Below are 24,342 nucleotides of genomic sequence, written 5' to 3' on the forward strand. Positions count from 1 at the left end.
CGTCACGGGCTATCGTGCCACAAAGGTTGATTGAGTGCGGCAACGAATTCGGCATGGCGCGCCAGCTCGGCCGCGGTGGCGGCGTGCGCGCGCGGCTCGCGAAACGGGCGGGACGGCGCGGCGGGTCGCATCGACAGGCCCGCCGCCATCGCGGCGGACTCGGCGCCCAGACCAAGCCCGATCTGCCGGCCGCCGGTCATCTCGATATAAAGATGGGCGAGCAGCTCGGCGTCGAGCAGCGCGCCGTGCTTGATGCGGTGGCTGCGGTCGATGCCGTAGCGGGTGCAGAGCGCGTCGAGGCTGTGCTTGGCGCCCGGATGCAGCTTGCGCGCCATCTGCACCGTGCAGCACATGCGGGCGAGGTCGAGCGCCGGGCGCCCGGCGCGTTCGAGTTCGGCGTTGATGAAGCCGAAGTCGAAGACGGCGTTGTGCGCGATCATCGGCGCGTCGCCCAGGAATTCGAGCAGCTCGTCGGCGCGAGCGGCGAACAGCGGCTTGTCGGAAAGGAACTGGATCGACAGGCCGTGCACCGCCTCGGCCTCGGGCGGCATGTCGCGTTCGGGATGGAAATAGGCGTGGAAGGTTCGGCCCGACTCGCGGCGATCGACCAGCTCGATGCATCCGATCTCGACCAGCCGATGTCCCGATCTGGGGTCGAGCCCCGTGGTTTCCGTATCGAAGATTATCTCGCGCATCTGATGATCCAATCTGGACCCTATCGGGCGCGGAAACAAGAGGTGATGGCCCGAATCTGGCGATGCGTCTCGCTTTTCGGACGGCCGGTTTCGATGACGAAGTCGGCGCGCGCGCGCTTGACCCGGTCGGGCACCTGCAGATGGCGGATCGCCTTGAATTTGGCGTTGGTCATGCCGGGCCGGCGCAGCACGCGCTTGCGCTGCATCCACAGCGGCGCGGAAACGACCGCGATCGCCCCGACGCGGTGCCAGCCGCCCTTTTCGAACAGCAGCGGGATGTCGAGCACGACGACGGGACGCGCGCGATGCCGCGCCAGGAAGCGCTTCTGCGCGCGGCCGACCGCGGGGTGGACGATCGCCTCGAGCGCCGCGAGTTCGTGCGGGTGGCCGAGGACGCGCGCGCCCAGCTTCTGCCGGTCGACCCCGCCCGGCCCGGTGGTGCCGGGAAAGCGCGCCTCGATCGCCTCCACCAGCGCGCCGCCCGGACCCTGCAGCCGGTGCACCTCGGCGTCGGCGTCGAACACCGGCACGCCCTCGCGCTCGAACATCGTCGCCGCGGTCGACTTGCCCATGCCGATCGACCCGGTGAGGCCGAGGATGAAGGGACGGCGCAGCCGCGAGCCGGGGCGCTTGTAATGCGTCATGCGGTCAGCAGCGCGCGCAGTTCGTCGTCGCGGCCCTCGGGCGGCGGGCGGCCGAAGAACAGCTCGAAGGCGAGCGCCGCCTGCCCGATCAGCATGTCGAGCCCGTCGACCGTGTCGAGCCCGCGCGCCTCGGCGGCCGCAAGCAGCCCGGTCCGCAGCGGCGCATAGACGAGATCGTAGACGATCGCTCCCTCGGGCAGCGGCGCCAGGTCGAGGTCGAGCGGCGGCTGGCCGATCATGCCGAGGCTGCTCGCATTGACGAGCAGCGCCGCCGGCGGCAGCGGCGCGTCGAGCGCGACGACGTCGCCCTTGAGCCCGAAGGCCGCGAGCAGGCCCATCGCCTTGAGCGGCGAGCGGTTGAGGATGGTGACCGGCCCGACCTTCGCCCGTGCCAGCGCGAACAGCACCGCATGCGCCGCTCCGCCGGCGCCGACGACCGCGACCGGCGCGCCCTCGAGGTCGAGTTCGGCAAGCGGCGCATAGAAGCCGGCGGCGTCGGTGTTGGTGCCGATCAGCGCGCCGTCGGGCTGGCGCACCACCGTGTTCATCGCGCCGATGGTGCCGCGGATATTGCCGGGGTCGTCGACCAGATCCATCACCGCGACCTTGTGCGGAATGGTGACGTTGCAACCGCGCCAGTCGGGATCGGCGCGGCGCTCGGCGATATAGGCGGCAAGGCCGTCGGGGCGGACGTGCGCGCGCCGGTAATCGCCCGCGATGCCCAGCGCCTCCAGCCAGAAGGTGTGGATCAGCGGCGACTTCGAATGCGCGATCGGATCGCCAATCACCTCCGCATAAGGGGGGGCAGGGGGGATTCCGCTCATGCCGGCGCCAGCCCGGCCGCGCGCAGCCATGCCATCAGCGGCAGCATCGGCATGCCGACGATGGTCCAGGGGTCGCCTTCGACCCGGTCGAACAATTGCACGCCCGCTCCCTCTATCTCGTAACAGCCGACGGTCCAGCGGATGCTGTCCCAGTGGCGCGCCACATAGGCGGCGATGAAGCCCTCCGACAAGGGGCGCATCCACAGCTTCGCCTCGCCGACCGCGCGCCACACCGGCGCGCCGTCGCGCGCGGCGACCGCGGCGCTGAACAGCCGGTGCCGCGTTCCCGCCATGCGGCGCAGGTGCGCGGCCGCCTCCTCCGGGCTTTCGGGCTTGGTCAGCATCGTCCCGTCGTCGAGCGCGAGGGTCGAATCGGCGCCGATCACCGTGACGCCGGGCAGCCGCGCCGACACCTTGATCGCCTTTGCCTCGGCCAGCGCGTCGGCGATGTTGCGCGGCGTCTGCCCGGCCGCGCGCAGCGACGCGGTCAGCGCCTCCTCGTCGACATGCGCGGGGGTGGCCTCGAACGCCAGCCCGGCGGAGCGCAGCATCGCGGCGCGCCCGCTGCTCTGCGAGGCGAGGACCAGTTCCGTCATGCGGCGCGCCCCGCGCGATCCTCGGCGAGCTGGATCACCGCCGCGGCGGTCTCCTCGATCGACCGGCGCGTCACGTCGATCACCGGCCAGTCGTTGTCGGCGAAGATGCGGCGGGCATAGGCGATCTCGGCCTTCACCCGTTCCTCGTCGACATAGGCGGTCTCGGGCACCTGATTCAGCGACAGCAGCCGGTTGCGCCGCACCTGCACCAGCCGGTCGAAGCTGGTCGTCAGCCCGACGACCAGCGGGCGCTTCAGCGTGAACAGCGCCTCGGGCGGCGGCGATTCGGGGACGATCGGGATGTTCGCGGTCTTGTAGCCGCGATTGGCGAGATAGATGCTCGTCGGCGTCTTCGACGTGCGCGACACGCCGGCGAGCAGGATGTCGGCTTCCTCCCAATTGTCCCAGCCGATGCCGTCGTCGTGCGCGACGGTGAACTGGATTGCCTCGACCCGCGCGAAATAGGCCGCGTCGAGCACATGCTGCCGTCCGGGGCGCGCCTTCGCTTCCTGTCCCAGCATCCGCGACAGCGCATCGGTGACCGCGTCGAGCGCCGGGACGAGCGGCAGCCCCTGCGCGCCGGCGCGCCGCTCGAGGCTCGCGCGCAGGTCGCCGTTGACCAGCGTGAACAGGATCATCCCCGGGCTCGCCTGCACCTCCGCCATGATGCGGTCGAGATGCGATTCGGATCGGACCATCGGCCAGAAATGGCGCACCACCTCGACATCGTCGAACTGGGCGATCGCCGCCTTGGCGATATTTTCGAGCGTCTCGCCGGTGGAATCGGATATGAGGTGCAGGTGGAGCCGGTCCATCGCCCTTCTTGTCCCCGCGCCGCCGGAAAAGGCAAGCGGCGAAGCATCGCGGGCCGGCTGTGGACAAGTCCGGCACAAGCCGGGGGGCGAAGCGGGACAGCGATTCCATCCCCGGCCGCGCCGATTCCGTCCCGCCGTTTATCCACAGGGGACGAATCTTGTCCACAGGCTGTGAAGAACGGGGACGACCGCCACCGACTCCGCGGCGGGCGGCGGCGGCCGGGGAGTCAAGATGTTGGCAAAAGGGGCGCTGGCGCCTAAAGCGCACTTATCCGCCCGCCAACAATCCACCACAATCCATTTATACTTGTTTTGATAGAAGAAAGAGGGGCCGCGTGAAGGCGACACCGAAGAGCTTGCTGGCGACGCTGCGCGGGGTGCGGCAGGAACGGCCGCCGCTGTGGCTGATGCGCCAGGCGGGCCGCTATCTCCCCGAATATCGCGCCCTTCGCGAGACCAAGGGCGGCTTCCTCGAACTCTGCTACGATCCCGAGGCGGCGGCCGAAGTGACGCTGCAGCCGATCCGGCGCTTCGGCTTCGACGGCGCGATCCTCTTTTCCGACATCCTCGTCGTTCCGCACGCGCTCGGGCAGAATCTGTGGTTCGAGGCGGGCGAGGGGCCGCGGCTCGCGCCGGCGCTCGTCGACACGGCGCTCGCCGCGCTCGAAGCGGCGCCGCAGCGGCTCGACCCCGTCTATGCGACCGTCGCACGCGTCGCCGCGGCGCTGCCGCCGGAGACGAGCTTCCTCGGTTTCGCGGGCAGTCCGTGGACCGTCGCCACCTATATGGTCGCGGGGCAGGGGTCGAAGGACCAGGCCGCGGCGCGGCGCATGGCGTTCGGCGATCCCGCGGCCTTCCAGGCGATCGTCGACGCGATCGTCGAGCTCAGCGTCGCCTATCTGTCGGGACAGATCGAGCAGGGGGTCGAGGCGGTGCAGCTTTTCGACAGCTGGGCCGGCAGCCTGTCCCCCGCGCAGTTCGAACGCTGGGTGATCGCCCCCAATGCCGAGATCGTCCGCCGGTTGAAGGCGCTGCATCCCGATACGCCGGTCATCGGCTTTCCGAAGGGCGCGGGCGGCAAGCTCGCATCCTATGCGGACGAGACCGGCGTCGATGCGATCGGGCTCGACGAGACGGTCGATCCCGCCTGGGCCGATGCGGCGCTGCCCGCGCATCTGCCGGTGCAGGGCAATCTCGACCCGCTCGCGCTCGTCGCCGGCGGCGCGGCGCTCGACGCGGCGGTCGACCGCATCCTTGCGGCTTTCCCTTCGCGCCCCCATATCTTCAATCTGGGCCATGGCATCGTGCCCGACACGCCGATTGCCCATGTCGAACATCTGATCAGGCGCGTGCGAGGCGGGTAGGGCAATGACGGACTGGGTCGGATTTCTGGGGGCGACGATGCTGTGGATGAAGGCGGCGCATGTGATCTTCGTCATCTTCCTGATGGCGGGGCTGTTCATGATGCCGCGCTTCTTCATCTATCATCACCAGTGCGCGGTGGGGTCCGAAGAGGACCGCAAATGGATCGAGCGCGAGGACCGGCTGCGCCGGATCATCCTCAACCCCTCGATCATCCTCGTCTGGGTGTTCGGCCTGCTGCTCGCCTTCAACGGCGGCTATTGGAGCGAGGGCTGGTTCCACGGCAAGCTGCTGCTCGTGCTGCTGCTCTCCGGCTATCACGGCTGGCTGGTCGGCTATTTCAAGAAGCTGCGCAAGGGCGAGCGCCCGCTCAGCGAAAAGCGGCTCCGCCTGCTCAACGAGGTGCCCGGCGTCGCCGCGGCGATCATCGTCGTCCTCGTCATCGTCCGGCCCTGATCGGCAAGAGCAGGGAATCGCCGGCTACGATCGAGGGCTGGCCCCGCATTTATCGCACCCTGACCGTGTAGCGACGGTTCCCCGGCGAAAGCCGGGGTCCAGATGGCATGGCGTTGCAAGCGACGGCGACGCGGCCGAAGCCGTCGCCTCGCCTCGTCCGACGCGACCGCCATGCCGCCGCCCGATTGCCCCCGATCGACTTGGCCCGATTGACTTGGGCAAAAGCCGGATATAGGGGCCGATCAACCCCGTCCCGCGCGGGCGGCGCGTCGTGCGCCGATGCTATCGTGAACGGTCGTCCCCCGACCGGATAGGCGCATCCGGTGCGCTGAATTGCCATATCCCTGTCCCGAATTTCATTTCTGGAAAATCCATCCATGCATCTCAAAGAACTCAAGACCAAATCGCCCGCCCAACTCGTCGAAATGGCCGAGGAACTGGGCGTCGAGGGCGCATCGACGCTGCGCAAGCAGGACCTGATGTTCTCGATCCTCAAGGAACTCGCCGAAGAGGGCGAGGAAATCATCGGGTCGGGCACGATCGAGGTCCTGCCCGACAGCTTCGGCTTCCTGCGCAGTCCCGAGGCCAATTATCTCGCCGGCCCCGACGACATCTACGTCTCGCCGAACCAGGTCCGCAAACACGGTCTGCGCACCGGCGACACGGTCGAGGGCGAGATCCGCGCGCCGAAGGACGGCGAACGCTATTTCGCGCTCACCAAGCTGACCGCGGTCAATTTCGACAATCCCGAAGCGGTGCGCCACCGCGTCAATTTCGACAATCTGACGCCGCTCTATCCGAACCAGAAGCTGTCGCTCGACGCGCTCGACCCGACCGTCAAGGACAAGTCGGCGCGCGTGATCGACCTCGTCAGCCCGCAGGGCAAGGGCCAGCGCGCGCTGATCGTCGCGCCGCCGCGCACCGGCAAGACGGTGCTGCTGCAGAACATCGCCAAGGCGATCACCGACAATCATCCCGAGGTCTATCTGATCGTCCTGCTGATCGACGAGCGGCCCGAGGAAGTCACCGACATGCAGCGCAGCGTCAACGGCGAGGTCGTCTCCTCGACCTTCGACGAGCCCGCGACGCGTCACGTCCAGGTCGCCGAAATGGTGATCGAAAAGGCGAAGCGCCTCGTCGAGCACAAGAAGGACGTCGTCATCCTGCTCGATTCGATCACCCGCCTCGGCCGCGCCTACAACACCGTGGTTCCCAGCTCGGGCAAGGTGCTCACCGGCGGCGTCGATGCCAATGCGCTCCAGCGGCCGAAGCGCTTCTTCGGCGCCGCGCGCAACATCGAGGAGGGCGGCTCGCTGTCGATCATCGCGACCGCGCTGATCGACACCGGCAGCCGCATGGACGAGGTGATCTTCGAGGAGTTCAAGGGCACCGGCAACAGCGAGATCGTGCTCGACCGCAAGGTCGCCGACAAGCGCATCTTCCCCGCGCTCGACGTCGGCAAGTCGGGCACCCGCAAGGAAGAGCTGCTGGTCGAAAAGGACAAGCTGTCGAAGATGTGGGTGCTGCGGCGCATCCTCATGCAGATGGGCACCGTCGATGCGATGGAATTCCTGCTCGACAAGATCAAGGATTCGAAGACCAACGAGGATTTCTTCGAGTCGATGAACCAATAGGCCGCGCGGATGGCCGTCGTCGAACATGCGCTGCTTCCCGTTCGCACCGGAAGCGAGGCCGCGTTCGAGGCGGCCGTCGCGCAGGCGCGGCCGTTGATCGAGGCGTCGCCGGGCTTTATCTCGCTCGAGATCCGCCGTCCGGCGGGAACCGGACAGCCCTATCTGCTGTTGGCATTGTGGGAGTCGGTCGCCGATCATCGCGATGGCTTCCGCCAGTCCGACCGCTACCGGCAATGGCGTGCATTGCTGCATCCTTTCTATGACCCCGTTCCCGAGGTCAGCTATTTCGGAGACCCGCTGTGATCCTGGAAATCCTGGCCCAAGCAGGTGCCGTCGCCGCCACGGGCTTCGGCGGACCGGGCGGCATCTGGGCGCATATCGTCAACGATTTTTCGAACATCACCGAACCCGCGGCGCTGTCGGCCTTCCTGCAGGTGCTGATGATCGACATCGTGCTGGCGGGCGACAATGCGATCGTCGTCGGTGCGCTCGCGGCCGGCCTGCCGGCGGACCAGCGGCGCAAGGTGATCTTCATCGGCGTCATCGCGGCGCTGGTGCTGCGCATCGCCTTCGCGCTGATCGTCACGCAACTGATGCAGATCGTCGGGCTGATCTTCGTCGGCGGCCTGCTGCTGATCTGGGTGGCGTGGAAGATGTGGCGCGAACTGCGCGCCGGCGCCCATTCCGTGGGCTCGCCCGAGATCGAGGGCGACGAGCATTCGGGGCTGAAACCCGCGAAGAGCTTCCTCGGCGCCGCCTGGGCGGTCGCGATCGCCGACGTCAGCATGAGCCTCGACAATGTCCTCGCGGTCGCCGGCGCGGCGCGCGAGCATCCCGGCATCCTGATCGTCGGGCTGATCGTCGCCGTCGCGCTGATGGGCATCGCCGCCAACATCATCGCCAAATATATCGAGCGCTATCGCTGGATCGCCTATGTCGGGCTGGCGGTGATCCTCTATGTCGCGGTCAAGATGATCCACGAAGGCTGGGTCGACCCGAGCGTCGGCGTCGGCACGCTGTTCGGCTAGAGTGTTTTCAAGTCAGGTGGAATCACCTGACGACTCGGAAAACACGCTGCTCCATGGCCTGCGGGGATTCGGGTTTCGGCACGGTTTCTCTTTCTCGTCACCCTGAACTTGTTTCAGGGTCCATGGTCTGCCCTTCCCTTTTGCGCCGCCTTTCATTCAAGGACAGACGATGGGCCCGGATCGGGTCCGGGCAGGCTCTGAAACGAGTTGGCATATATGTTCTTCAGGCAGGTCAGGCGCTGTTCCCCGGCGAAAGCCGGGGTCCAGATGGCACAGCGCCGCCCCGCATGGACCCCGGCTTTCGCCGGGGAACAGTGACGTGTCGAAAAGGGGTCATTGCCAGACGAGTTTCGGGTGACGAGAAAGAGAAACCGTGCCGAACCCCGCATCCCCATAGGCCATGGAGCAGGCCGCCGCGCCGTTTCATCCTCTGCCGATGGCGGGCGATGCGATGGTGCCGATTGCGTGGATATTGGGACGCGGCGAGATGCTGGCCGTCGCCGCCATGCTCGATGCGGCAGGGATTATCGTCCATGTCGGCGGCGAGCATTATGCGAGCGTGTCGCCCGCGGTGCTGGCGATCGGCGGCTTTCGACTGACCGTTCCCGCCTGGCAGCATGAGGATGCCTCGGCGGTGCTGTCGGAGATGCTCGCGGCGCCCGCGCCCGAGCCCAACACTCATGCGGCGCGCGCTCTCGGGCGGTTCGCCTTGGCAGCGGCCGGGGCGCTGGCTCTGTTCTCGCTGCCGTCCCTGTTGGTCTTTGGCCTGAAACCCTTGCTCGCGATCCTTTCCGCGCCGCTGCTCCTGTTGCAGGTGCCGGTCAATGTGGAGGGACGGAGCGAATATCATTTGCGTGCGGGCCCTGCTTGAACCGGGTACCTTGAACCAGCCGCGATCGCGCCCATTTTGGTTTTCATGCCCCAACTCCACATGACCCGCGTCGCCGTCGGATGCCCCGATTATCCGGCACTCGCCGCGCGGATCGCGGCATGGGACGAGGGGGGCGAGGTGCGTTTCACGACGCGGATGCGGCCGAAGCGCGCCGACGAACTGATCGGCGGCAAGCTGCATTTCATCATCCGGCACACGCTCGTCGGCCGGGTCGAGATATTGCGCTTCGAGGATCGCACCGACGGGCGGCTCGATATCGTCTGCGTGGCGAAGCTCGAGCGCGTGCATCCGCAGCCGAAACGCGCGCATCAGGGCTGGCGCTACCTGGCCGACGCCGATGCGCCGGCGAGCGCCGAGGACGGCAGCGGCGTCGCCGACCTGCCGCCGCACCTCTACCGCGAACTGGCCCAGCTCAGCCTGATCTAGGGCGTCGAGCGTTAAATCCGGCGGTGACGCAGTTTGGATTAGGGAGGCGCAATTCCCTGTCTCGTCACCCCGGACTTGATCGGCACTTATCCCTTTTCGACAAGTCACTGTTCCCCCGCGAAAGCCGGGGTCCAGATGGCACGGCGCTACCACGCATGGACCCCGGCTTTCGCCGGGGAACAGCTCCCTACTTGTCTGAAGGATATATATCCCGACTTGATCCGGGTGACGATGAAAGCAAAATCACGCTCCTGCTTTCTCGTTACCGCCGGATTTAGCGCTCGATACTCCAGCCCTTATCCCGGCGTTCCCTCCATCGCCGCCTGAAAGCTGTCCGCGCGCGCCATCGCCCAATAGCGCGCACTTGCGACTGACCCCGGATCGTCGAGCAGGATGCCGCGCGGGTAGAAATTATAGATGCGGTCGATCGAATCCGAGCGCGCCGAATTGAGCCGTTCGTGCAGATGGTGCGGGCGGATCCGCCACGGGCTGTCGAGCCCCATCGCGCAACTGATGTCCCATAGCGCGGAAACGGTCGCGGCCTGGAAGCGGTGGACGCGGGCCGCCTTGTCCTCGACCACCAGCCCGCGCTGGCGGCCCGGGTCCTGCGTCGCGACCCCGGTCGGGCACAGATCGGTATGGCAGCGCAGCGACTGGACGCAGCCGAGGCTGAACATGAAGGCGCGCGCGGCATTCGACCAGTCGGCGCCGAGCGCGCAATGGACCGCGAGCCCGGCGCCCGAGTGGACCTTGCCCGACGCGGCGAGGCGGATCTCCTCCTTCAATCCGCAACCGACGAGCGCGTTGCGCACGAAGATCAGCCCTTCGCGCAGCGGCATGCCGACGCGGTTCGAGAATTCGACCGGCGCCGCGCCGGTGCCGCCTTCGGCGCCGTCGACGACGATGAAATCGAGCCGGATTCCGGTTTCGAGCATCGCCTTCATGACGGCATAGATTTCGTGCGGCTGGCCGACGCACAGCTTGATGCCGACGGGCTTGCCGCCCGACAGTTCGCGCAGCCTCGCGGCCCATTCGACCATCCCGATCGGGGTGGTGAAGGCCGAATGCGCGGCGGGGGAAATGCAGTCCTCGCCCTCCGGCACGCCGCGCGTCGCGGCGATCTCGGCGCTGACCTTGGCGCCGGGCAGCACGCCGCCATGGCCGGGCTTGGCGCCCTGGCTCAGCTTGATCTCGATCATCCTGACCTGATCGTCCTGCGCGCGGTCGCGGAACCGGCCGGGGTCGAAGCGGCCGGTCGCGTCGCGGCAGCCGAAATAGCCGCTGCCCAGTTCCCAGACGATGTCGCCGCCATGGATGCGGTGATAGGGGCTGAAGCCGCCCTCGCCCGTGTCGTGATAGAAGCCGCCCCGGCGGGCACCGAGGTTGAGCGCCTCGATCGCCTTCGCGCCGAGCGAGCCGAAGCTCATCGCCGAGATGTTGAGCAGCGCGGCGTCATAGGGCCGCGAACATTGCGCGGTGCCGACGCGCACCCGCTGCGTCCGGTCGGCGGCGACCACGGGCGCGATGCTGTGGCTCATCCATTCATATTCGTCCGAATAGACGTCGAGCTCGGTGCCGAAGGGATGCGCGTCGAGATCGCCCTTGGCGCGCGCATAGACGATGTCGCGCTCGCTGCGGGTGAAGGGGCGCCCGTCGAACGGGCTTTCGACGACATAGGCATAGAGGAAGGGACGCAGCGCCTCGAACAGCCAGCGGATATGCGCGATCAGCGGATAGTTGCGGCGCAGCGTATGGCGCCGCTGCCCGGCGTCGTACAAGGCGACGACGAGCAGCGGCACCCACAGGATCAACGTCCAGCGCGCCGGCCCCCACCACGCGGCAAGCGCGATCGCGGCGCAAAGGACGGGAAAGGCGATCCAGCGAAGCATCGGACGGCCGCGCGATCAGCCCGCCTGCGCGGCGAGCATCGCGGCCATTTTCTCCCATACCTTGTTGATGGCCTTGAGCGGGCGGACCATCACCTTGAAATCCTGTATCTTTCCTTCGTCGTTCCAGCGGATGATGTCGACGCCGTTGATATGGATGCCGTCGAGCTCGCTCGCGAACTCGAGGCAGGCCTGATCGCCGTCGACGATTTCGCGCAGATAGCGGAAATGCTCGCCGCCGAGCACATGGCTGGCGGCGTGCAGATAGGCGAAGACCGTGTCGCGGCCCTGCTGCGGCGTGTGGACGACCGGCGAATGGAACACCGCATCCTCGGCGAGCAGGTCGCGCAGCGCCTGCGGGTCGCCGCCGCCCGCCATATAGGCGTGCCAGGCGGCGAGCCCCGTAGGACCGCTCATGCCAGCGCCTCGGCGAAAAAGGCGCGGGTGCGCGCGTCGGCCTGCCCGGCGCCCTCGGCGTCGCGGCGATTGCCGCTGGTGGCGGCGAAACCATGGTCAAGACCGGGATAGTCGTGGAGCGTCACCTTGGGATGCGGGTCGAGCGCTTCGTGAATCTTCTGCTGCGCCTCGGGGCCGACGAAATGATCCGCGGTCGGAATATGCAGCATCAGCGGGTTCGAGATCGCGTGGCTTTCGTTCAGCATCGTATCGATCATCACGCCATAATAGCCGACCGACGCGTCGATATCGGTGCGCGCGGCCGCCATATAGGCGAGCCGGCCGCCCAGGCAGAAGCCGACGCAGCCGACCTTGTCGACGCCCTGATCGCGCAGCCAGCGGATCGTCGCCTCGATGTCCTTGACCCCGTCGTCGGCGTCATACTGGCCGAAATAGCCGAGCGCCTGCTGAAATTCGGGCTCGACGTCGGGATCGAGTTCGACCCCGGGGGCAAAGCGCCAGAAGATGTCGGGCGCGATGGCGAGATAGCCGAGCGCGGCCCAGTCGTCGACCTTCTGCCGGATGCCGCCATTGACGCCGAAAATCTCCGGAATCACGATGATGGCGCGCGAGCTTTCGGCGTCGGGGCGCGCGATATAGGCGGGAATCCGGCCCTCGCCGTCGAGTGCGGGGATTTCGGTGTTGGTTGCGGACATGGGAGGCCTCCTGACTCTTGCTTCTTGCCGGTGAAGAGGCGAAGCTAGCGGTCGCGGCAGCGCGGCTCAAGCCAAAGCGGCTTTCGGGCGGGAGACACTTTCGGTGGGAGACGGGCGATGAAGTTCAATATCGAGGTGGATTGCACGCCCGAAGAGGCGCGACGCCTGTTCGGGCTCCCCGATCTCGAACCGCTGCACGATATTTATCTGAGCCGCGTCAAAGAGTTGATGGCCAAGGGCATCACCCCCGAAATGGTGCAGGCGATGGTCAAGAGCTGGGTGCCGATGGGCGAATCAGGCCTGGGACTCGTCCAGTCGCTGCTCGGCCAGTTCGGCGGCGGGTTGATGGGGACCGGCGCGAAGCCCGCGCCCAAGGCCGATCCGGACAAGACGGGCGGGGGACGCAAGAGCTGATCGACCCCGAAGCGAACGACACGATCTTTGCGCTGTCGAGCGGGATGCCGCCGGCAGCGATCGGCGTCGTGCGCCTCAGCGGGCCGCGGGCGGGCGCGGCTCTCGAGACTCTGGCGGGGCGATTGCCCGCGCCGCGCCGCGCGTCGCTGGTGCTGCTTCGCGACCGCGCGGGCGGCCCGCTCGATCGGGCGCTGATCCTGTGGTTTCCGGGGCCCGCCACCGCGACGGGCGAGGATCTGGTCGAACTGCACCTGCACGGCGGGCGCGCGGTGGTCGCCGCGGTCGAGGCGGCACTGGCCGCGCTGCCCGGCCTGCGCCGCGCCGAACCGGGCGAATTCACCCGTCGCGCCTTCCTCAACGGCCGGATCGATCTGGCCGAGGCCGAGGGGCTCGCCGATCTGCTCGCCGCCGAGACCGAAAGCCAGCGCGTCCAGGCGCTGGAGATGGCGAGCGGGCACGTGTCGCGCGCGGTCGAGGACTGGCAGGCGCGGCTGCTCGCCCTGATGGCGGGCGCCGAGGCCGAGCTCGACTTCTCGGATGAAGACGATGTCGACGATGGCGATGCGCCCGCGCATCGCCTGACCGAAGCGATGGCGACGCTGGCGGCGGACCTCAATGCATGGCTGGCCCGTCCGGCGGCGGAGGTGATCGCCGAGGGGCTGTCGGTGGTGATCGCCGGACCGCCCAATGCCGGGAAATCGACGCTTATCAATGCTTTGGCTCAAAGGGAGCTGGCGATCGTGTCGCCGGTGGCGGGCACGACGCGCGACGTGATCGAAACGCCGCTCGCGCTCGACGGCATCGCGATGCGCTTTTCCGATACGGCCGGGCTGCGCGGCGCAGGGGCCGATGCGATCGAGACGATCGGCATCGACCGTGCGCGCGCTGCGGTCGATGCGGCGGACATTCTGCTATGGCTCGGGCCGCCGAAGGATGCGCCCGATCATCCGCGCTGCATCCTGATTGCGGCGCAGGCGGATCGCTGGCGCGGCGATGCGGCCGCCGAAGCCGATGCGGCGCGCTGCGACCTGGTCCTGTCGGCCGCAACGGGCGAGGGGATGGAGGCGCTCCACCGGCATATCGTCGAAATGGCGCGCACCCTGCTTCCGCGCGAAGGCGAAGCGGCGCTGCGCCAGCGCCAGCGCGCGGCACTTGCCGAAGCGAGGAACTGGCTGACCATCGATACGGCCTCGCGCGAGGCGGGCGACCTCATCCTGCTGGCGGAACGGCTGCGCCTCGCGGCGGCGGCGCTCGACCGCATCACCGGGCGCGCTGGCGTCGAGGAGATGCTCGACACGCTGTTCGGCCGTTTCTGCATCGGCAAATGATGTTCCACGTGGAACAAAAGCAGAGATGAGACGCCGATGGATTTGAACTTCGCTTTCCGCTAAGAGCCGCGACGATCATGGACAGCAGCAGCAATTTCGATGTCATCGTCGTTGGCGGTGGGCATGCCGGGACCGAGGCCGCCGCCGCCGCGGCGCGGCTCGGTGCGCGGGTGGCGCTGGTCAGCTTCGATCCGGCGCTGATCGGCACCATGTCGTGCAACCCGGCGATCGGCGGTCTCGGCAAGGGCCATCTGATGCGCGAGGTCGATGCGCTCGATGGCTGGATGGCGCGCGCCGCCGATGCGGCGGCCATCCATTATCGCATGCTCAACGCCTCGAAGGGCGCGGCGGTGCAGGGGCCGCGCATCCAGGCGGACCGCGCGCGCTATCGCGCTGCGATCCAGAGCTTCCTCGTGGCCGAGGCCGGCATCACCGTCGTTTCGGGCGAAGCGGCGGCGCTGGTTCGGTCGAGCGACGGATCGCGGGTCACAGGGCTTGAACTCGGCGACGGATCGGTGCTCGCAGCGCGGGCCGTCGTTCTGGCGACGGGCACTTTTCTAGGCGGGCGCCTGTTTCGCGGCGAGGAGCAGAGCGAAGGCGGCCGTGTCGGCGAAGCGGGCGCGCATCGGCTCGCCGAACAGCTCCGGGCCGCCAGCCTGCCGATGGCGCGACTCAAGACCGGGACGCCGCCGCGACTCGATGGACGGACGATCGATTGGGCGCGGCTCGAGGAACAGCCTTCCGACGATGGGGACTGGACCTGTTCCACGTGGAACAGGGGCCGGACGGTTCCGCAGATATTCTGCGCGATCACCCGGACCAATGCGGCGACGCATCGGATCATCGCCGAGAATCTGCATCGCTCGCCGCTGTTCACCGGCGCGATCGGCGCCAAGGGTCCGCGCTATTGTCCGTCGATTGAGGACAAGATTCATCGCTTTGCCGATCGCGACGGGCATCAGGTGTTTCTGGAGCCCGAGGGGCTCGATACACCCCTCGTCTATCCCAACGGGGTGTCGACATCGCTTCCCGCCGAGATCCAGCTCGCGCTGTTGCGGACGATGGAAGGGCTCGATCGGGTCGAGATGACCGTGCCGGGCTATGCGGTCGAATATGATCATATCGATCCGCGCGCCCTCGACCGGACGTTGCAGGTCCGCGGCATCGACGGCCTCTATTGCGCCGGCCAGATCAACGGCACGACCGGCTATGAGGAAGCCGCGGCGCAGGGATTGGTTGCCGGCGCCAACGCCGCGCTGGCTGTGCAGGACCGCGAACCGCTGATCCTCGACCGTGCCGAATCCTACATCGGGGTGATGGTCGACGATCTGGTGCTTCAGGGCGTGACCGAACCCTATCGGATGCTGACCGCGCGCGCCGAATACCGGCTCCGACTGCGCGCCGACAACGCCGCGACGCGCCTGACGCCGAAGGGAATCGGTCTGGGGCTGGTGCGCGCGGAAACCGCGCAACTGTTCGAAGCGCGCATGGCGGAGCGTCGGCGCGCCGAACACCTGCTCGATCAGCCAGTGGCGACGGCGGATTATCACGCGCTCGGAATCGCCATTCCGGGCGACGGCATCGGCCGCAAGCGGATCGACCTGCTGCGCTTCCCCGGCGTCACGATGGCCACGCTTGGTGGCCCGGCGTCCCAGCTGGCGGGGATCGATCCGGCCATTCTCGCGGAACTCGCCGAGGACGCGCATTATGCGCCCTATATCGCGCGGCAGGAAAGCGAGTTGCGCGCGCTGGCCGCGAACGAAGCGATCCTGCTCGATCCGGCGCTCGATTATGCGGCGATCGGCGGCCTCTCGCGCGAGATGGTCGAGCGGCTGTCGCTGGCACGGCCCGAGACGCTGGGACAGGCGGCGCGCATCGACGGCGTGACGCCGGCGGCGCTCACCGCCATTCTGGTGCACAGCCGCCGCCAGGCCGCGTGAGGAACGAAACGCCATCGCTGCTCGTCGACGGCGAGCAGGCGCGTGCCTGGCTCGACGCGGTTTTTTCTCCATCGGCGCGGCAATGGGAGCGGCTGGAGCGCTTCGCCACGATGCTGGTTGTGGAGAATGACCGGCAGAATCTGATCGCTGCTTCGACGATTTCGTCGCTGTGGGTCCGGCATATCGCCGATAGCGCGCAACTGCTTGTCCTCGATCGCGAGGGAGAGGGGCAATGGATCGACCTTGGCAGCGGGCCGGGCCTGCCCGGCCTCGTCATCGCGATTCTCAGCGAGCGGCCGATGCTGCTGGTCGAGTCGCGCAAGCGGCGCTGCGCCTTTCTGCGCGATGTGGCCGAAGCGCTCGATCTGGCGCATGTCGAGGTGGCCGAAGCGCGTCTCGAAGCGGTCGCGACGCGCCCGGCGGCGACGATCAGCGCTCGCGCGTTCGCACCGCTCGACCGATTGATCGCGCTGTCCACGCGTTTTTCCACCGCAAACACGCGCTGGCTGCTGCCAAAGGGGCGAAATGCGGTTAAGGAACTGGCGTTGCTCCCGTCGGCGTGGCAGAGAATGTTCCACGTGGAACAGAGCCTGACCGATGCCGACAGCCGAATATTGGTCGGCACCGGAGCAATCGGCGCAAGACAGCGAGGGAAGCGATGATCCGGATCGCCGTGGCGAACCAGAAGGGTGGGGTCGGCAAGACGACGACCGCGATCAACCTCGCGACCGCGTTGGCGGCGACCGGCTGGCGCACGCTCATCATCGACCTCGATCCGCAGGGCAATGCGTCGACGGGGCTGGGGATCAGCCAGGCGCAACGCGAATGCTCGAGCTACGAGCTGCTGCGCGGCGACGCGGCGCTGGCCGAATGCGCGGTGCGCACCGCGGTGCCGCGGCTCGACATCGTTCCCGCGACGGTCGATCTGTCGGGGGCCGAGATCGAGCTGATCGAATATGGCGACCGGCTGCATCGTTTGCAGCAGGCACTGTCGAGCGCCGAGGCCGGGCAATGGGATATCTGTCTGATCGACTGTCCGCCGTCGCTCGGCATGCTGACGCTCAACGCGCTGATCGCCGCCGAGTCGCTGATCGTGCCGCTGCAATGCGAATTCTTCGCGCTCGAGGGACTGAGCCAGTTGCTCACCACGGTTGAGCGCGTGCGCGGGCGGTTCAATCCGCAACTCTCGATCATCGGCGTCGCGCTGACCATGTTCGACCGGCGCAACCGGCTGACCGATCAGGTGTCGGACGATGTCCGCGAATGTCTGGGCCCCGTGGTGTTCGAAACCGTCATCCCCCGCAACGTGCGTCTGTCCGAGGCGCCGAGCCACGGGCTCCCGGCGCTGATCTACGATCATCGCTGCGCGGGTTCGGCCGCCTATATCGCGCTGGCGCGCGAGCTGATCGACCGCCTTCCCAACATTCGCAAGGCCGCTTAAATGACGGAAAAGAAAGAGGAAACTGGACAGGCCCCGGCGCGCAAGCGGCCCTCGGGGCTGGGGCGCGGGCTGAATGCGCTGTTCGGCGACGCTGCGGTCGAGGCGCCGGTGCTCGCGGCGCCCGGCGCGGCGGCGCGGGCGGCGCCGATGTCGGGCGACGCGGTCCAGCAGATCCCGGTGGGCTCGATTCGCCCGCTTCCGGGCCAGCCGCGGCGGCATTTCGACGAGGCGGCGATCGTCGAGCTTGCCGAATCGATCGCCGCGCGCGGCCTGCTCCAGCCGATCATCGTGCGACGGGCGCCCGATGGGCAGGGATATCAGCTCGTCGCGGGCGAACGGCGCTGGCGCGCGGCCCAGCGCGCCGGCCTGCATCAGATACCGGCGCTGGTGCGCGACCTCGACGACGCCGCGACCTACGAGATCGCGCTCGTCGAGAATATCCAGCGGCAGGACCTCAACGCGATCGAAGAAGCGAGCGCCTATCGCAAGCTGATCGAGGATTTCGGGCACAGCCAGGACGCGCTCGCGAAGCTGGTCGGCAAGTCGCGCAGCCATGTCGCGAATCTGATGCGCCTGCTCGACCTGCCGGCGGCGGTGCAGGATCTGGTCGGCGGCGGCGCGCTGTCGATGGGGCATGCGCGCGCGCTGATCGGCGCGGACAATGCCGAGGGCATCGCGCGCAAGGTGGTGAAGGACGGCCTGTCGGTACGCGCGGTCGAGGCGCTGGTGCGCGAGGCGAAGGGCGGCGGGCGCAAGGCGCCGCTCGAATATAAGAGCATGGACGGCGCGCGCGATCCGGACATCGTCGCGGTCGAACGGCATTTGTCCGAACTGCTCGGCATCGGCGTGGCGATTCACTATGCGGGGGGTGGCAAGGGCGCACTGACGCTGAAATTCGCGTCGCTCGACCAGCTCGACATGATCTGCCAGCGCCTGTCGGGCGAGGCGATCTGACTTCCGTCCGGCGTTTGCGCATCACCCGCCGGGCGGATCGATCCAGCGTTCGTCCCATTTGCGCCCGATCTCGTTGGGAACGGGCTTCATGCCGGTCGGATAGGCTTCGATCGGGTCCTGATCGGGCGCGACCGGCGGTTTCGGGGTGCGCAGGATTCCGGCCCTGATCAGATGATAGACATAGGCCTTTTCATGATCGGTGACGGGTGTCTCCTTGCCCCAGGCGACATCCTGAAACTGGCGCTGCGCCGCGCTTTTCGGGCGCCTTTCGCGCTTTCGCAGCGCGTCGTAGAAGCGCAGATACCGGCTCAGCAGCCGTTCGTAGAGAGCGATTTCCTCCTGCGAAGGCACGGCCGGAACTCCCGCATCGCGCGGCCCCCGCGGTTCGAGCCGCGGCAACCGTCATGGATCGACACGGCCGCAAATTACCATATTCGGACGGCTCGGTGAACCGTCCGGCGGTGCGGGCCAATCCCTTCCGCGCCGTTAACCATGGTCGTTGAGCAAAGCCTGAACGGGTGATCCGCTAAAGGGGTCGGCGAATGGGGTGGGATTTCCATTCGACTATCGACTGTTCAAGGGACCAAATCATATGCGCACCATTGGAATGAAGCGCGCCCTCGCCGGCGTCGCTATTGCTGCCTTCGCGATGAACGCCCAGGCGGCGCAGGCCGCTTCGGCCACGGGACAGGCCAAGGCCAAGATCCTTCGCCAGATCCAGCTCACCGCCGGCAGCCCGCTCGACTTCGGGACGATCATCAGCGGTTCGACCGCCTCGACCGTCGCGATGACGACCGCGGGGACGCGCACCTGCGGTTCGGGGCTGTCCTGTCCGGGCACCGGCGCCGCCGGCAGCTTCGACATCCAGGGCACGAACGGCGCCGTCGTGACGGTATCGGGCGATTCGAGCGTGACGCTCAACGGCTCGATCAGCGGCACGATGACCGCGGCGCTCACCTATTCGGCGAACACGGTCACGCTCGGCGCGAGCGGCGGCGCCTTCCAGGTCGGCGGCACGCTGAGCGTCGGCGCCAACCAGGCGTCGGGCGACTATGCCGGCACCTATAATGTGACCGTCAACTACCAGTAACGGCGTCTGCAAGGGAGCGGGCGGCCCCAGTAGCCGCCGATCCGAAGGGCCGCGTGGGGCGTCAGCCTCGCGCGGCCCTTTCCGCATGCGCCGAACCCCGTGCCCGCGCCCGGCCGTCATGGTTAGCGAAATATCAACCATCGTGGCGCAAAGCCGGATGCGACCAGACGGTGCGGTGGGGACTGCGCCGGACAACGATTGTGGGGATCGTATCCATGCTGCGCCTTTTCGGGCCATTCCTGTGCCTTTTCATGGCGGCCTTCGCGCTGCCCGCGACGCCCGCTCTTGCGGCGGGCGACCTGCTCGTCGCACCGACGCGGCTCATCCTCGACGGTTCGCGCGGGGCCGAGGTCGTGCTCAACAATATCGGCAGCGAGCCCGCGACCTATCGCATCAGCCTCGAGGTCAAGCGAATGGCCGCCGACGGCGGACTCGACGAGATCGCCGAGGCGGAAGCGACGCCGGCGGAAAAGGCCGCGCTCGCGATGATCGCCTTCAGCCCGCGCCGCGTCGTCCTGCCGCCGAACCAGCCGCAGGTCATCCGCGTCGGCGTCCGCGTGCCCGAGGGCACGCCGCCCGGCGAATATCGCGCGCACATGCTGTTCCGCGCCGTGCCCGACAGCGTCGCCGCGACCGCGCCGCAGGCGGCGGGCGAGGGCGTGTCGATCGCGATCACGCCGATCTACGGCATCACCATTCCGGTGATCGTCCGCATCGGCGATCTGCAGGCGTCGGCGACCATCGGCGATGCCCGGATCGGCGAGACCCGCGACGGTCCCGCGTTCGAATTCGATCTGACGCGCTCGGGCACGCGATCCGTCTATGGCGACATCGAGGTGACCCGGCGAGGCGAACCGCAGCCGCTGCTCGTCGCGCGCGGAATCGCCGTCTATCCCGAGGTCGATGCGCGCACCGTGTCGCTGCGCATTCCGCCCGACCTCGCGGCGCAGCTTCGGGGCCCGGTGCATATCCGCTACACCGAGGATCGCGAGGTCGGCGGCGCGACGATCGACGCGGCCGACCGGGTGGTGCGATAGGGCGGACCGGCCGCCGGTCCGGCGGATCGAGCCATGTTCACGCGCGCCCTGACGCGATGGCGGCCGGCGATCCTCGCGCTGCTCGCGCTGGTCGGATGCACGCCGGCCGCGGCGCGTGCCGCCGAAGACGGCGGCGTCGCGGCCGCGTCCGACGGCTGGGTGCCGAACGAGGACGACAGCTGGCTGTTCGACCTGCGCTCGGGCGCCTATCGGCTCGGCGGCGGCGTGCGCGGCTATCAGACACCGCAGGGGATCTGCGTCGATCTCGGCGACATGGTGCTCGCGCTCGACCTGTCGCTGCGTATCGATCGCAAGTTGCGCCGCGCAACCGGATGGGTGTTCGACGAACGGCGCACGCTGACCATCGACCGCGAGGCGGGGGAGGTGCGCGCGGGCAGCCAGCGCCTGCGGATCGCTCCGGGCGCGATCCGCGACACCGCGGCGGGGTGGTGCGTCGATCTGGAGAGCCTCGACACCTGGCTCGGCCTGCCGATCGCCGCCGACCTGTCGAACGCGGTGTTGCGCATCGACGCCGCCGAAAAGCTGCCGTTCCAGCTCGCCGCCGAGCGGCGCGCGCGCGCGGCCGCGCTCCGGCCGCAAGTGTCGTTCGATCTCGCGAGCCTGCCGCAGGCGCGCCGTCCGTACCGCGCATGGACCCCGCCGTCGGTCGATGTCGTCGCCTCGGCCGGCGCCGTCGCCGACCGGCGGAGCGGTTCGCACGTCCAGGCGCGCTACGAGCTTTTCGCCGCTGGCGAGGCGCTCGGGCACAGCGTCGATGCGCGCCTGTCGTCGGACAATCGCGGCGTTCCCGACAGCCTCCGCCTGCGCCTCTATCGCACCGATCCGGAGGGGCGGTTGCTCGGTCCGCTCCGGGCGACCCATTATGCGGTTGGCGACGTCGGGCTCCTGTCCACCGGACTCGTCGCGCAGTCGGCGCCGGGGCGCGGCGCGGTGATCACCAATCGTCCGGTCGAGCGTCCCGACAGCTTCGACCGGACCGATTTTCGCGGCGATCTGCCGGCCGGATGGGATGCGGAGCTCTACCGCAACGGCCAGCTGCTCGCCTTTGCGACCCCCGGTGCGGACGGCCGCTACGAATTCCTCGACATACCGCTGCAATATGGCTCGAATCGCTTCGAGATCATATTGTACGGTCCGCAGGGCCAGATTCGGCGTGAGATCAAGCAGTTGCAGGTCGGCATCGACTCGATTCCGCCGCGGCAGACCTGGTATTGGGCGGGGATTGCGCAGGAAAACGCCGACCTCGTCGAATTCGGCGGACATCATGCGACCTTCCGCCGCGGCTGGCGTGGCACGCTGGGGCTCGAGCGCGGCCTCGACGCGCGCACCTCGGTCGCTGCCTATGCACACAGCCTGATGATCGAGAATGTCCGGCGGACCTACGGCGAGGTCGCGCTGCGCCGCGCGATCGGCCCGACGCTGGTCGAGGTCGCGGGCGCCTATGCCGGGGATGGCGGATCGGCGGCGCGCGCCAGCTGGCTCGCCGCCTTCGGCGAAACCTATGTGCGCGCGGATGCGATGCGCGGGTGGGGCGGTTTCGTCTCGGATCGGTTCGCCGGGTCCGTCAGGGGCCTGTACCAGCTCTCGCTCGATCAGGCGGTGACGCTGGGACGGACGGTGCTGCCCCTCCACGTCGATGCGCGGCGGGTCGGCCGCTGGACGGGCATCTCGAGTCTCGAGGCGACCGCTCGCGTCTCGGCCAATCTGCGCGCGATCAGCCTGACCGGCCAGCTCGACTGGGTCCGCAGCCATAACCCCTTCGGCATCGATCCGCCCGACAATCTCGGCGCGACCCTGCTCGCCAACGCCCGGATCGGGCGCATCCGCCTGCGCGGCGAGGCGCGCGTGGCGCTGGCGGGCGGCCACGACGCCACGCGCATGGCGCTGATCGGCGAGTGGGCGGGCAAGGGCGATGCCGAGTGGCGGGGCGAGGTCGGCTATGATCGCGGCTACGACCGGGCGCGGGCCGGGATCGGTTACACGCGGCGCTTCCGGCGTCTCCAGCTTTCGGGGTTCGGCGAGGTGGCGAGCGACGGGTCGGTGGCGGCGTCGCTGTCGCTCGCTTTCAGCTTCGGTCCGAAACCGGGCGGCGGCTGGCGGCTGTCGAGCGAAAAGCTGGCGAGCCGCGGGCAGGTGCTCGCCGATATCTTCCTCGACGACAATGGCGACGGGGTGCGCCAGCCGGGCGAGAGCGCGATGGCCGGCGTGCCGCTGACCGCGGGCCGGGTCCACGCCGATGCCGCGACCGACGCGGCGGGGCAGGCAATGATCGACGGGCTCGAACCCTTCCGTCCGGTGATGATCGGGATCGATGCCGGCAGCCTGCCCGACCCCTATGTCCAGTCGGCGCTGCCCGGCATCGTCGTGACGCCGCGTCCCGGCGTTGCCACGCGCGTCACGCTGCCGATGGTCGCGGCGGGGGAGATCGAAGGCATGGCGCTGCGCGACGGCGGCCAGGCGATTGAGGGGCTGGGACTCGAACTGATCGATGCCGAAGGGCGCGTGCGCAAGGCGACGCTCAGCGAGTTCGACGGCTATTTCCTGTTCGAAGGGGTTCCCTATGGCCGCTACACGGTACGGCTCGATCGGACATCGGCCGCCGCGCTGCGTCTCGACCCCGGTTTCGCGATCGCCGCTTCCCCGGGCAAGGCGGCGCCGCGCGTGCGGCTCGGCCCATTGGCGCTGAAGCCGCTGCCTCGCGCATTGGCAGGGCCCGGCGCGGCCGCGCCGGACGGCGAGGCCAGCGACGGATCGCCCTGATCACCTGAATTTGAAGTTCGCCACATCGATCTCGTCATCGCGGGCTTGACCCGGGATCCCGCTTTTCTTCCGTCCGTACACGAAAGGAAGCGGGGGTCTCGGGGCAGGCCCGGGATGACGATGACGCCATCGGTGGGCTCTCCACCGCCCGCCCGCCTGGCCCGGATCAGCAGCGGCTGTTGCGATCGATCTCGCGACCGAGAAGCGCACCGCCGGCCGCGCCGATGATCGTACCGGGCGTGCGGTCGCCATAGCGGTCGATCTCGCGTCCCAGCAGCGCGCCGGCGGCGCCCCCGATGATCAGCCCCGTCGTTCCTCCGCTGCGGCAGTGATGGCGGGAACGGTAATATCGGCGGTCGCGATAATGATCGCGCCTGTAATCGCGGCGATAGTCGCGCCTGTAATCGCGGTAGCGATCATTGTCGCGATGTCCGTAATAGCCGCTCCGGTGGTGGCGGTCGCGCGCGTCGGCGTCGGTCGGCACGGCGGCCGCGGCGCTCGCGCCGATCAGCGCAGCCAGGGCGAATTTCTTCATCCAGAACATGGTCGTCCTTTCCTGTCGGTCCCCGCGGGACAGATTGGAACCGCGATGCTGGCGCCTGGCTGAACCCGCGGGCGCCATGCGGCCGATCGTATCTCGCTTCGTCGTCCGGCGGGCGCATTTCGTCGCGTTTGACCGCCGAGGAGGCTCTTTGTCGATGGGGCAGACCATGCCTATCGAATGTGGATATCGGCGTGGTTCCTCTTTTGCGTCACCCTGAACCTGTTTGGCGATTGTTTCCGGCAAGGAACCGTTCCCCGGCGAAAGCCGGGGTCCAGATGGCATGGCGCTGCCCCATATGGACCCCGGCTTTCGCCGGGGAACAGGCCTCAACTGCTTGAGGGGCATAGGACGGATCGACATTCAGCTCTGGCGGCCTGCAAATGGCGGCTTTTCGCGCTTCCGGTGCTCACGTGCCATCAGCACGCTGCGCTCCGGGTCCCGAA

Annotated in this window: 26 protein-coding genes; 16 read left to right on the plus strand and 10 right to left on the minus strand. The window is 68.2% G+C overall.

The genetic code is table 11. The features are described from left to right. Window positions 1–2: 2 nt before the first annotated feature. From dnaQ to ABS88_RS14785, 5 genes are read right to left on the minus strand one after another with little or no spacing between them, the layout of a single operon-like run. Window positions 3–695, minus strand: a complete 693-nt coding sequence (dnaQ, locus tag ABS88_RS14765) for a DNA polymerase III subunit epsilon (protein ID WP_076073390.1) — start codon at window positions 693–695, stop codon at window positions 3–5. Window positions 696–715: 20 nt separating this feature from the next. Further along, window positions 716–1,339: a dephospho-CoA kinase gene (coaE, locus tag ABS88_RS14770; protein WP_067108824.1), complete on the minus strand. Its 624-nt coding sequence runs from the start codon at window positions 1,337–1,339 to the stop codon at window positions 716–718. Then, entirely contained in the window at window positions 1,336–2,163 is an 828-nt protein-coding gene (gene aroE, locus ABS88_RS14775; RefSeq protein WP_234002536.1) for a shikimate dehydrogenase, read from the minus strand. The genes coaE and aroE overlap by 4 nt, the downstream gene beginning before the upstream one ends. Next, window positions 2,160–2,759 carry a Maf family protein gene (locus ABS88_RS14780; RefSeq protein ID WP_076073388.1) on the minus strand — a complete coding sequence of 200 codons (600 nt, stop codon included), beginning with the start codon at window positions 2,757–2,759 and terminating at the stop codon, window positions 2,160–2,162. The genes aroE and ABS88_RS14780 overlap by 4 nt, the downstream gene beginning before the upstream one ends. Continuing rightward, window positions 2,756–3,574, minus strand: coding sequence for a pyruvate, water dikinase regulatory protein (locus ABS88_RS14785; protein WP_067108827.1), 819 nt, complete (start codon window positions 3,572–3,574; stop codon window positions 2,756–2,758). The genes ABS88_RS14780 and ABS88_RS14785 overlap by 4 nt, the downstream gene beginning before the upstream one ends. Window positions 3,575–3,909: 335 nt before the next feature. Between ABS88_RS14785 and hemE the strand changes: the two genes are divergently transcribed. From hemE to ABS88_RS14820, 7 genes are all read left to right on the plus strand, one after another. After that, window positions 3,910–4,938, plus strand: a complete 1,029-nt coding sequence (hemE, locus tag ABS88_RS14790; RefSeq protein WP_076073387.1) for a uroporphyrinogen decarboxylase — start codon at window positions 3,910–3,912, stop codon at window positions 4,936–4,938. A 4-nt stretch (window positions 4,939–4,942) separates the two neighbouring features. Then, complete coding sequence (locus tag ABS88_RS14795; RefSeq protein ID WP_067108832.1) at window positions 4,943–5,392, plus strand: CopD family protein; 450 nt, start codon at window positions 4,943–4,945, stop codon at window positions 5,390–5,392. 377 nt (window positions 5,393–5,769) lie between these two features. Then, complete coding sequence (gene rho / locus ABS88_RS14800) at window positions 5,770–7,026, plus strand: transcription termination factor Rho (protein WP_067108834.1); 1,257 nt, start codon at window positions 5,770–5,772, stop codon at window positions 7,024–7,026. Between the two features lie 9 nt (window positions 7,027–7,035). After that, window positions 7,036–7,329 carry an antibiotic biosynthesis monooxygenase family protein gene (locus ABS88_RS14805; protein WP_067108836.1) on the plus strand — a complete coding sequence of 98 codons (294 nt, stop codon included), beginning with the start codon at window positions 7,036–7,038 and terminating at the stop codon, window positions 7,327–7,329. Window positions 7,330–7,331: 2 nt separating this feature from the next. Further along, window positions 7,332–8,054, plus strand: a complete 723-nt coding sequence (locus ABS88_RS14810) for a TerC family protein (protein ID WP_067108850.1) — start codon at window positions 7,332–7,334, stop codon at window positions 8,052–8,054. A 487-nt stretch (window positions 8,055–8,541) separates the two neighbouring features. Next, window positions 8,542–8,925, plus strand: coding sequence for a hypothetical protein (locus tag ABS88_RS14815; protein WP_218000152.1), 384 nt, complete (start codon window positions 8,542–8,544; stop codon window positions 8,923–8,925). A gap of 60 nt (window positions 8,926–8,985) precedes the next feature. Continuing rightward, complete coding sequence (locus tag ABS88_RS14820; protein ID WP_234002535.1) at window positions 8,986–9,372, plus strand: DUF1489 domain-containing protein; 387 nt, start codon at window positions 8,986–8,988, stop codon at window positions 9,370–9,372. Between the two features lie 296 nt (window positions 9,373–9,668). Here the strand turns inward: ABS88_RS14820 and ABS88_RS14825 are convergent, their stop codons facing one another. Genes ABS88_RS14825 through ABS88_RS14835 form a run of 3 tightly spaced genes read right to left on the minus strand, consistent with a single transcriptional unit; the run spans window position 9,669 to window position 12,370 of the window. Then, on the minus strand, window positions 9,669–11,261 hold the full coding sequence (locus ABS88_RS14825) for an FMN-binding glutamate synthase family protein (protein ID WP_076073385.1): 1,593 nt from the start codon (window positions 11,259–11,261) through the stop codon (window positions 9,669–9,671). Between the two features lie 15 nt (window positions 11,262–11,276). Further along, the gene (locus ABS88_RS14830) at window positions 11,277–11,675 is read right to left on the minus strand and encodes a nuclear transport factor 2 family protein (protein WP_076073384.1); all 399 of its coding nucleotides are present in this window, start codon (window positions 11,673–11,675) and stop codon (window positions 11,277–11,279) included. Further along, a complete protein-coding gene (locus tag ABS88_RS14835; protein WP_067112600.1) occupies window positions 11,672–12,370 on the minus strand; it encodes a dienelactone hydrolase family protein in 699 nt (232 codons plus the stop codon). The genes ABS88_RS14830 and ABS88_RS14835 overlap by 4 nt, the downstream gene beginning before the upstream one ends. 117 nt (window positions 12,371–12,487) lie before the next feature. Here ABS88_RS14835 and ABS88_RS14840 point away from each other — a divergent pair, with 117 nt between their 5' ends. The 6 genes from ABS88_RS14840 to ABS88_RS14865 all read left to right on the plus strand — a co-directional run bounded on the left by ABS88_RS14840 (window position 12,488) and on the right by ABS88_RS14865 (window position 18,447). Next, complete coding sequence (locus ABS88_RS14840) at window positions 12,488–12,784, plus strand: DUF6489 family protein (RefSeq protein WP_067112603.1); 297 nt, start codon at window positions 12,488–12,490, stop codon at window positions 12,782–12,784. Between the two features lie 23 nt (window positions 12,785–12,807). Then, window positions 12,808–14,112: a tRNA uridine-5-carboxymethylaminomethyl(34) synthesis GTPase MnmE gene (gene mnmE, locus ABS88_RS14845; RefSeq protein WP_267894977.1), complete on the plus strand. Its 1,305-nt coding sequence runs from the start codon at window positions 12,808–12,810 to the stop codon at window positions 14,110–14,112. 77 nt (window positions 14,113–14,189) lie between these two features. Beyond that, on the plus strand, window positions 14,190–16,052 hold the full coding sequence (mnmG, locus tag ABS88_RS14850; protein ID WP_286750045.1) for a tRNA uridine-5-carboxymethylaminomethyl(34) synthesis enzyme MnmG: 1,863 nt from the start codon (window positions 14,190–14,192) through the stop codon (window positions 16,050–16,052). Continuing rightward, a complete protein-coding gene (gene rsmG, locus ABS88_RS14855; RefSeq protein WP_083674925.1) occupies window positions 16,049–16,714 on the plus strand; it encodes a 16S rRNA (guanine(527)-N(7))-methyltransferase RsmG in 666 nt (221 codons plus the stop codon). The genes mnmG and rsmG overlap by 4 nt, the downstream gene beginning before the upstream one ends. Beyond that, complete coding sequence (locus tag ABS88_RS14860; protein WP_067112612.1) at window positions 16,711–17,493, plus strand: ParA family protein; 783 nt, start codon at window positions 16,711–16,713, stop codon at window positions 17,491–17,493. The genes rsmG and ABS88_RS14860 overlap by 4 nt, the downstream gene beginning before the upstream one ends. Then, window positions 17,494–18,447, plus strand: coding sequence for a ParB/RepB/Spo0J family partition protein (locus tag ABS88_RS14865; protein WP_076073381.1), 954 nt, complete (start codon window positions 17,494–17,496; stop codon window positions 18,445–18,447). A gap of 21 nt (window positions 18,448–18,468) precedes the next feature. Here ABS88_RS14865 and ABS88_RS14870 read toward each other — a convergent pair whose 3' ends face one another. Further along, complete coding sequence (locus ABS88_RS14870; protein ID WP_104960423.1) at window positions 18,469–18,798, minus strand: hypothetical protein; 330 nt, start codon at window positions 18,796–18,798, stop codon at window positions 18,469–18,471. Window positions 18,799–19,039: 241 nt separating this feature from the next. Between ABS88_RS14870 and ABS88_RS14875 the strand changes: the two genes are divergently transcribed. From ABS88_RS14875 to ABS88_RS14885, 3 genes are all read left to right on the plus strand, one after another. Next, the gene (locus tag ABS88_RS14875; protein ID WP_076073380.1) at window positions 19,040–19,537 is read left to right on the plus strand and encodes a DUF4402 domain-containing protein; all 498 of its coding nucleotides are present in this window, start codon (window positions 19,040–19,042) and stop codon (window positions 19,535–19,537) included. Window positions 19,538–19,752: 215 nt separating this feature from the next. Then, window positions 19,753–20,574, plus strand: coding sequence for a fimbrial biogenesis chaperone (locus ABS88_RS14880; RefSeq protein WP_076073379.1), 822 nt, complete (start codon window positions 19,753–19,755; stop codon window positions 20,572–20,574). A gap of 33 nt (window positions 20,575–20,607) precedes the next feature. After that, on the plus strand, window positions 20,608–23,355 hold the full coding sequence (locus tag ABS88_RS14885) for an MSCRAMM family protein (RefSeq protein ID WP_286750046.1): 2,748 nt from the start codon (window positions 20,608–20,610) through the stop codon (window positions 23,353–23,355). 166 nt (window positions 23,356–23,521) lie between these two features. Here ABS88_RS14885 and ABS88_RS14890 read toward each other — a convergent pair whose 3' ends face one another. Continuing rightward, a complete protein-coding gene (locus ABS88_RS14890) occupies window positions 23,522–23,890 on the minus strand; it encodes a glycine zipper 2TM domain-containing protein (protein WP_104960422.1) in 369 nt (122 codons plus the stop codon). Window positions 23,891–24,342: the final 452 nt, after the last annotated feature.

This window comes from Sphingopyxis sp. SCN 67-31, from assembly GCF_001725095.1.

Excerpts from the sequence above, each read along its gene's own strand:
- dnaQ (WP_076073390.1), bottom strand. The coding sequence starts at position 695 with ATGCGCGAGATAATCTTCGATACGGAAACCACGGGGCTCGACCCCAGA.
- coaE (WP_067108824.1), bottom strand. The coding sequence starts at position 1,339 with ATGACGCATTACAAGCGCCCCGGCTCGCGGCTGCGCCGTCCCTTCATC.
- aroE (WP_234002536.1), bottom strand. The coding sequence starts at position 2,163 with ATGAGCGGAATCCCCCCTGCCCCCCCTTATGCGGAGGTGATTGGCGAT.
- ABS88_RS14780 (WP_076073388.1), bottom strand. The coding sequence starts at position 2,759 with ATGACGGAACTGGTCCTCGCCTCGCAGAGCAGCGGGCGCGCCGCGATG.
- ABS88_RS14785 (WP_067108827.1), bottom strand. The coding sequence starts at position 3,574 with ATGGACCGGCTCCACCTGCACCTCATATCCGATTCCACCGGCGAGACG.
- ABS88_RS14795 (WP_067108832.1), top strand. The coding sequence starts at position 4,943 with ATGACGGACTGGGTCGGATTTCTGGGGGCGACGATGCTGTGGATGAAG.
- rho (WP_067108834.1), top strand. The coding sequence starts at position 5,770 with ATGCATCTCAAAGAACTCAAGACCAAATCGCCCGCCCAACTCGTCGAA.
- ABS88_RS14805 (WP_067108836.1), top strand. The coding sequence starts at position 7,036 with ATGGCCGTCGTCGAACATGCGCTGCTTCCCGTTCGCACCGGAAGCGAG.
- ABS88_RS14815 (WP_218000152.1), top strand. The coding sequence starts at position 8,542 with ATGCTGGCCGTCGCCGCCATGCTCGATGCGGCAGGGATTATCGTCCAT.
- ABS88_RS14820 (WP_234002535.1), top strand. The coding sequence starts at position 8,986 with ATGACCCGCGTCGCCGTCGGATGCCCCGATTATCCGGCACTCGCCGCG.
- ABS88_RS14825 (WP_076073385.1), bottom strand. The coding sequence starts at position 11,261 with ATGCTTCGCTGGATCGCCTTTCCCGTCCTTTGCGCCGCGATCGCGCTT.
- ABS88_RS14830 (WP_076073384.1), bottom strand. The coding sequence starts at position 11,675 with ATGAGCGGTCCTACGGGGCTCGCCGCCTGGCACGCCTATATGGCGGGC.
- ABS88_RS14835 (WP_067112600.1), bottom strand. The coding sequence starts at position 12,370 with ATGTCCGCAACCAACACCGAAATCCCCGCACTCGACGGCGAGGGCCGG.
- ABS88_RS14840 (WP_067112603.1), top strand. The coding sequence starts at position 12,488 with ATGAAGTTCAATATCGAGGTGGATTGCACGCCCGAAGAGGCGCGACGC.
- mnmG (WP_286750045.1), top strand. The coding sequence starts at position 14,190 with ATGGACAGCAGCAGCAATTTCGATGTCATCGTCGTTGGCGGTGGGCAT.
- ABS88_RS14860 (WP_067112612.1), top strand. The coding sequence starts at position 16,711 with ATGATCCGGATCGCCGTGGCGAACCAGAAGGGTGGGGTCGGCAAGACG.
- ABS88_RS14865 (WP_076073381.1), top strand. The coding sequence starts at position 17,494 with ATGACGGAAAAGAAAGAGGAAACTGGACAGGCCCCGGCGCGCAAGCGG.
- ABS88_RS14875 (WP_076073380.1), top strand. The coding sequence starts at position 19,040 with ATGCGCACCATTGGAATGAAGCGCGCCCTCGCCGGCGTCGCTATTGCT.
- ABS88_RS14880 (WP_076073379.1), top strand. The coding sequence starts at position 19,753 with ATGCTGCGCCTTTTCGGGCCATTCCTGTGCCTTTTCATGGCGGCCTTC.
- ABS88_RS14885 (WP_286750046.1), top strand. The coding sequence starts at position 20,608 with ATGTTCACGCGCGCCCTGACGCGATGGCGGCCGGCGATCCTCGCGCTG.
- ABS88_RS14890 (WP_104960422.1), bottom strand. The coding sequence starts at position 23,890 with ATGAAGAAATTCGCCCTGGCTGCGCTGATCGGCGCGAGCGCCGCGGCC.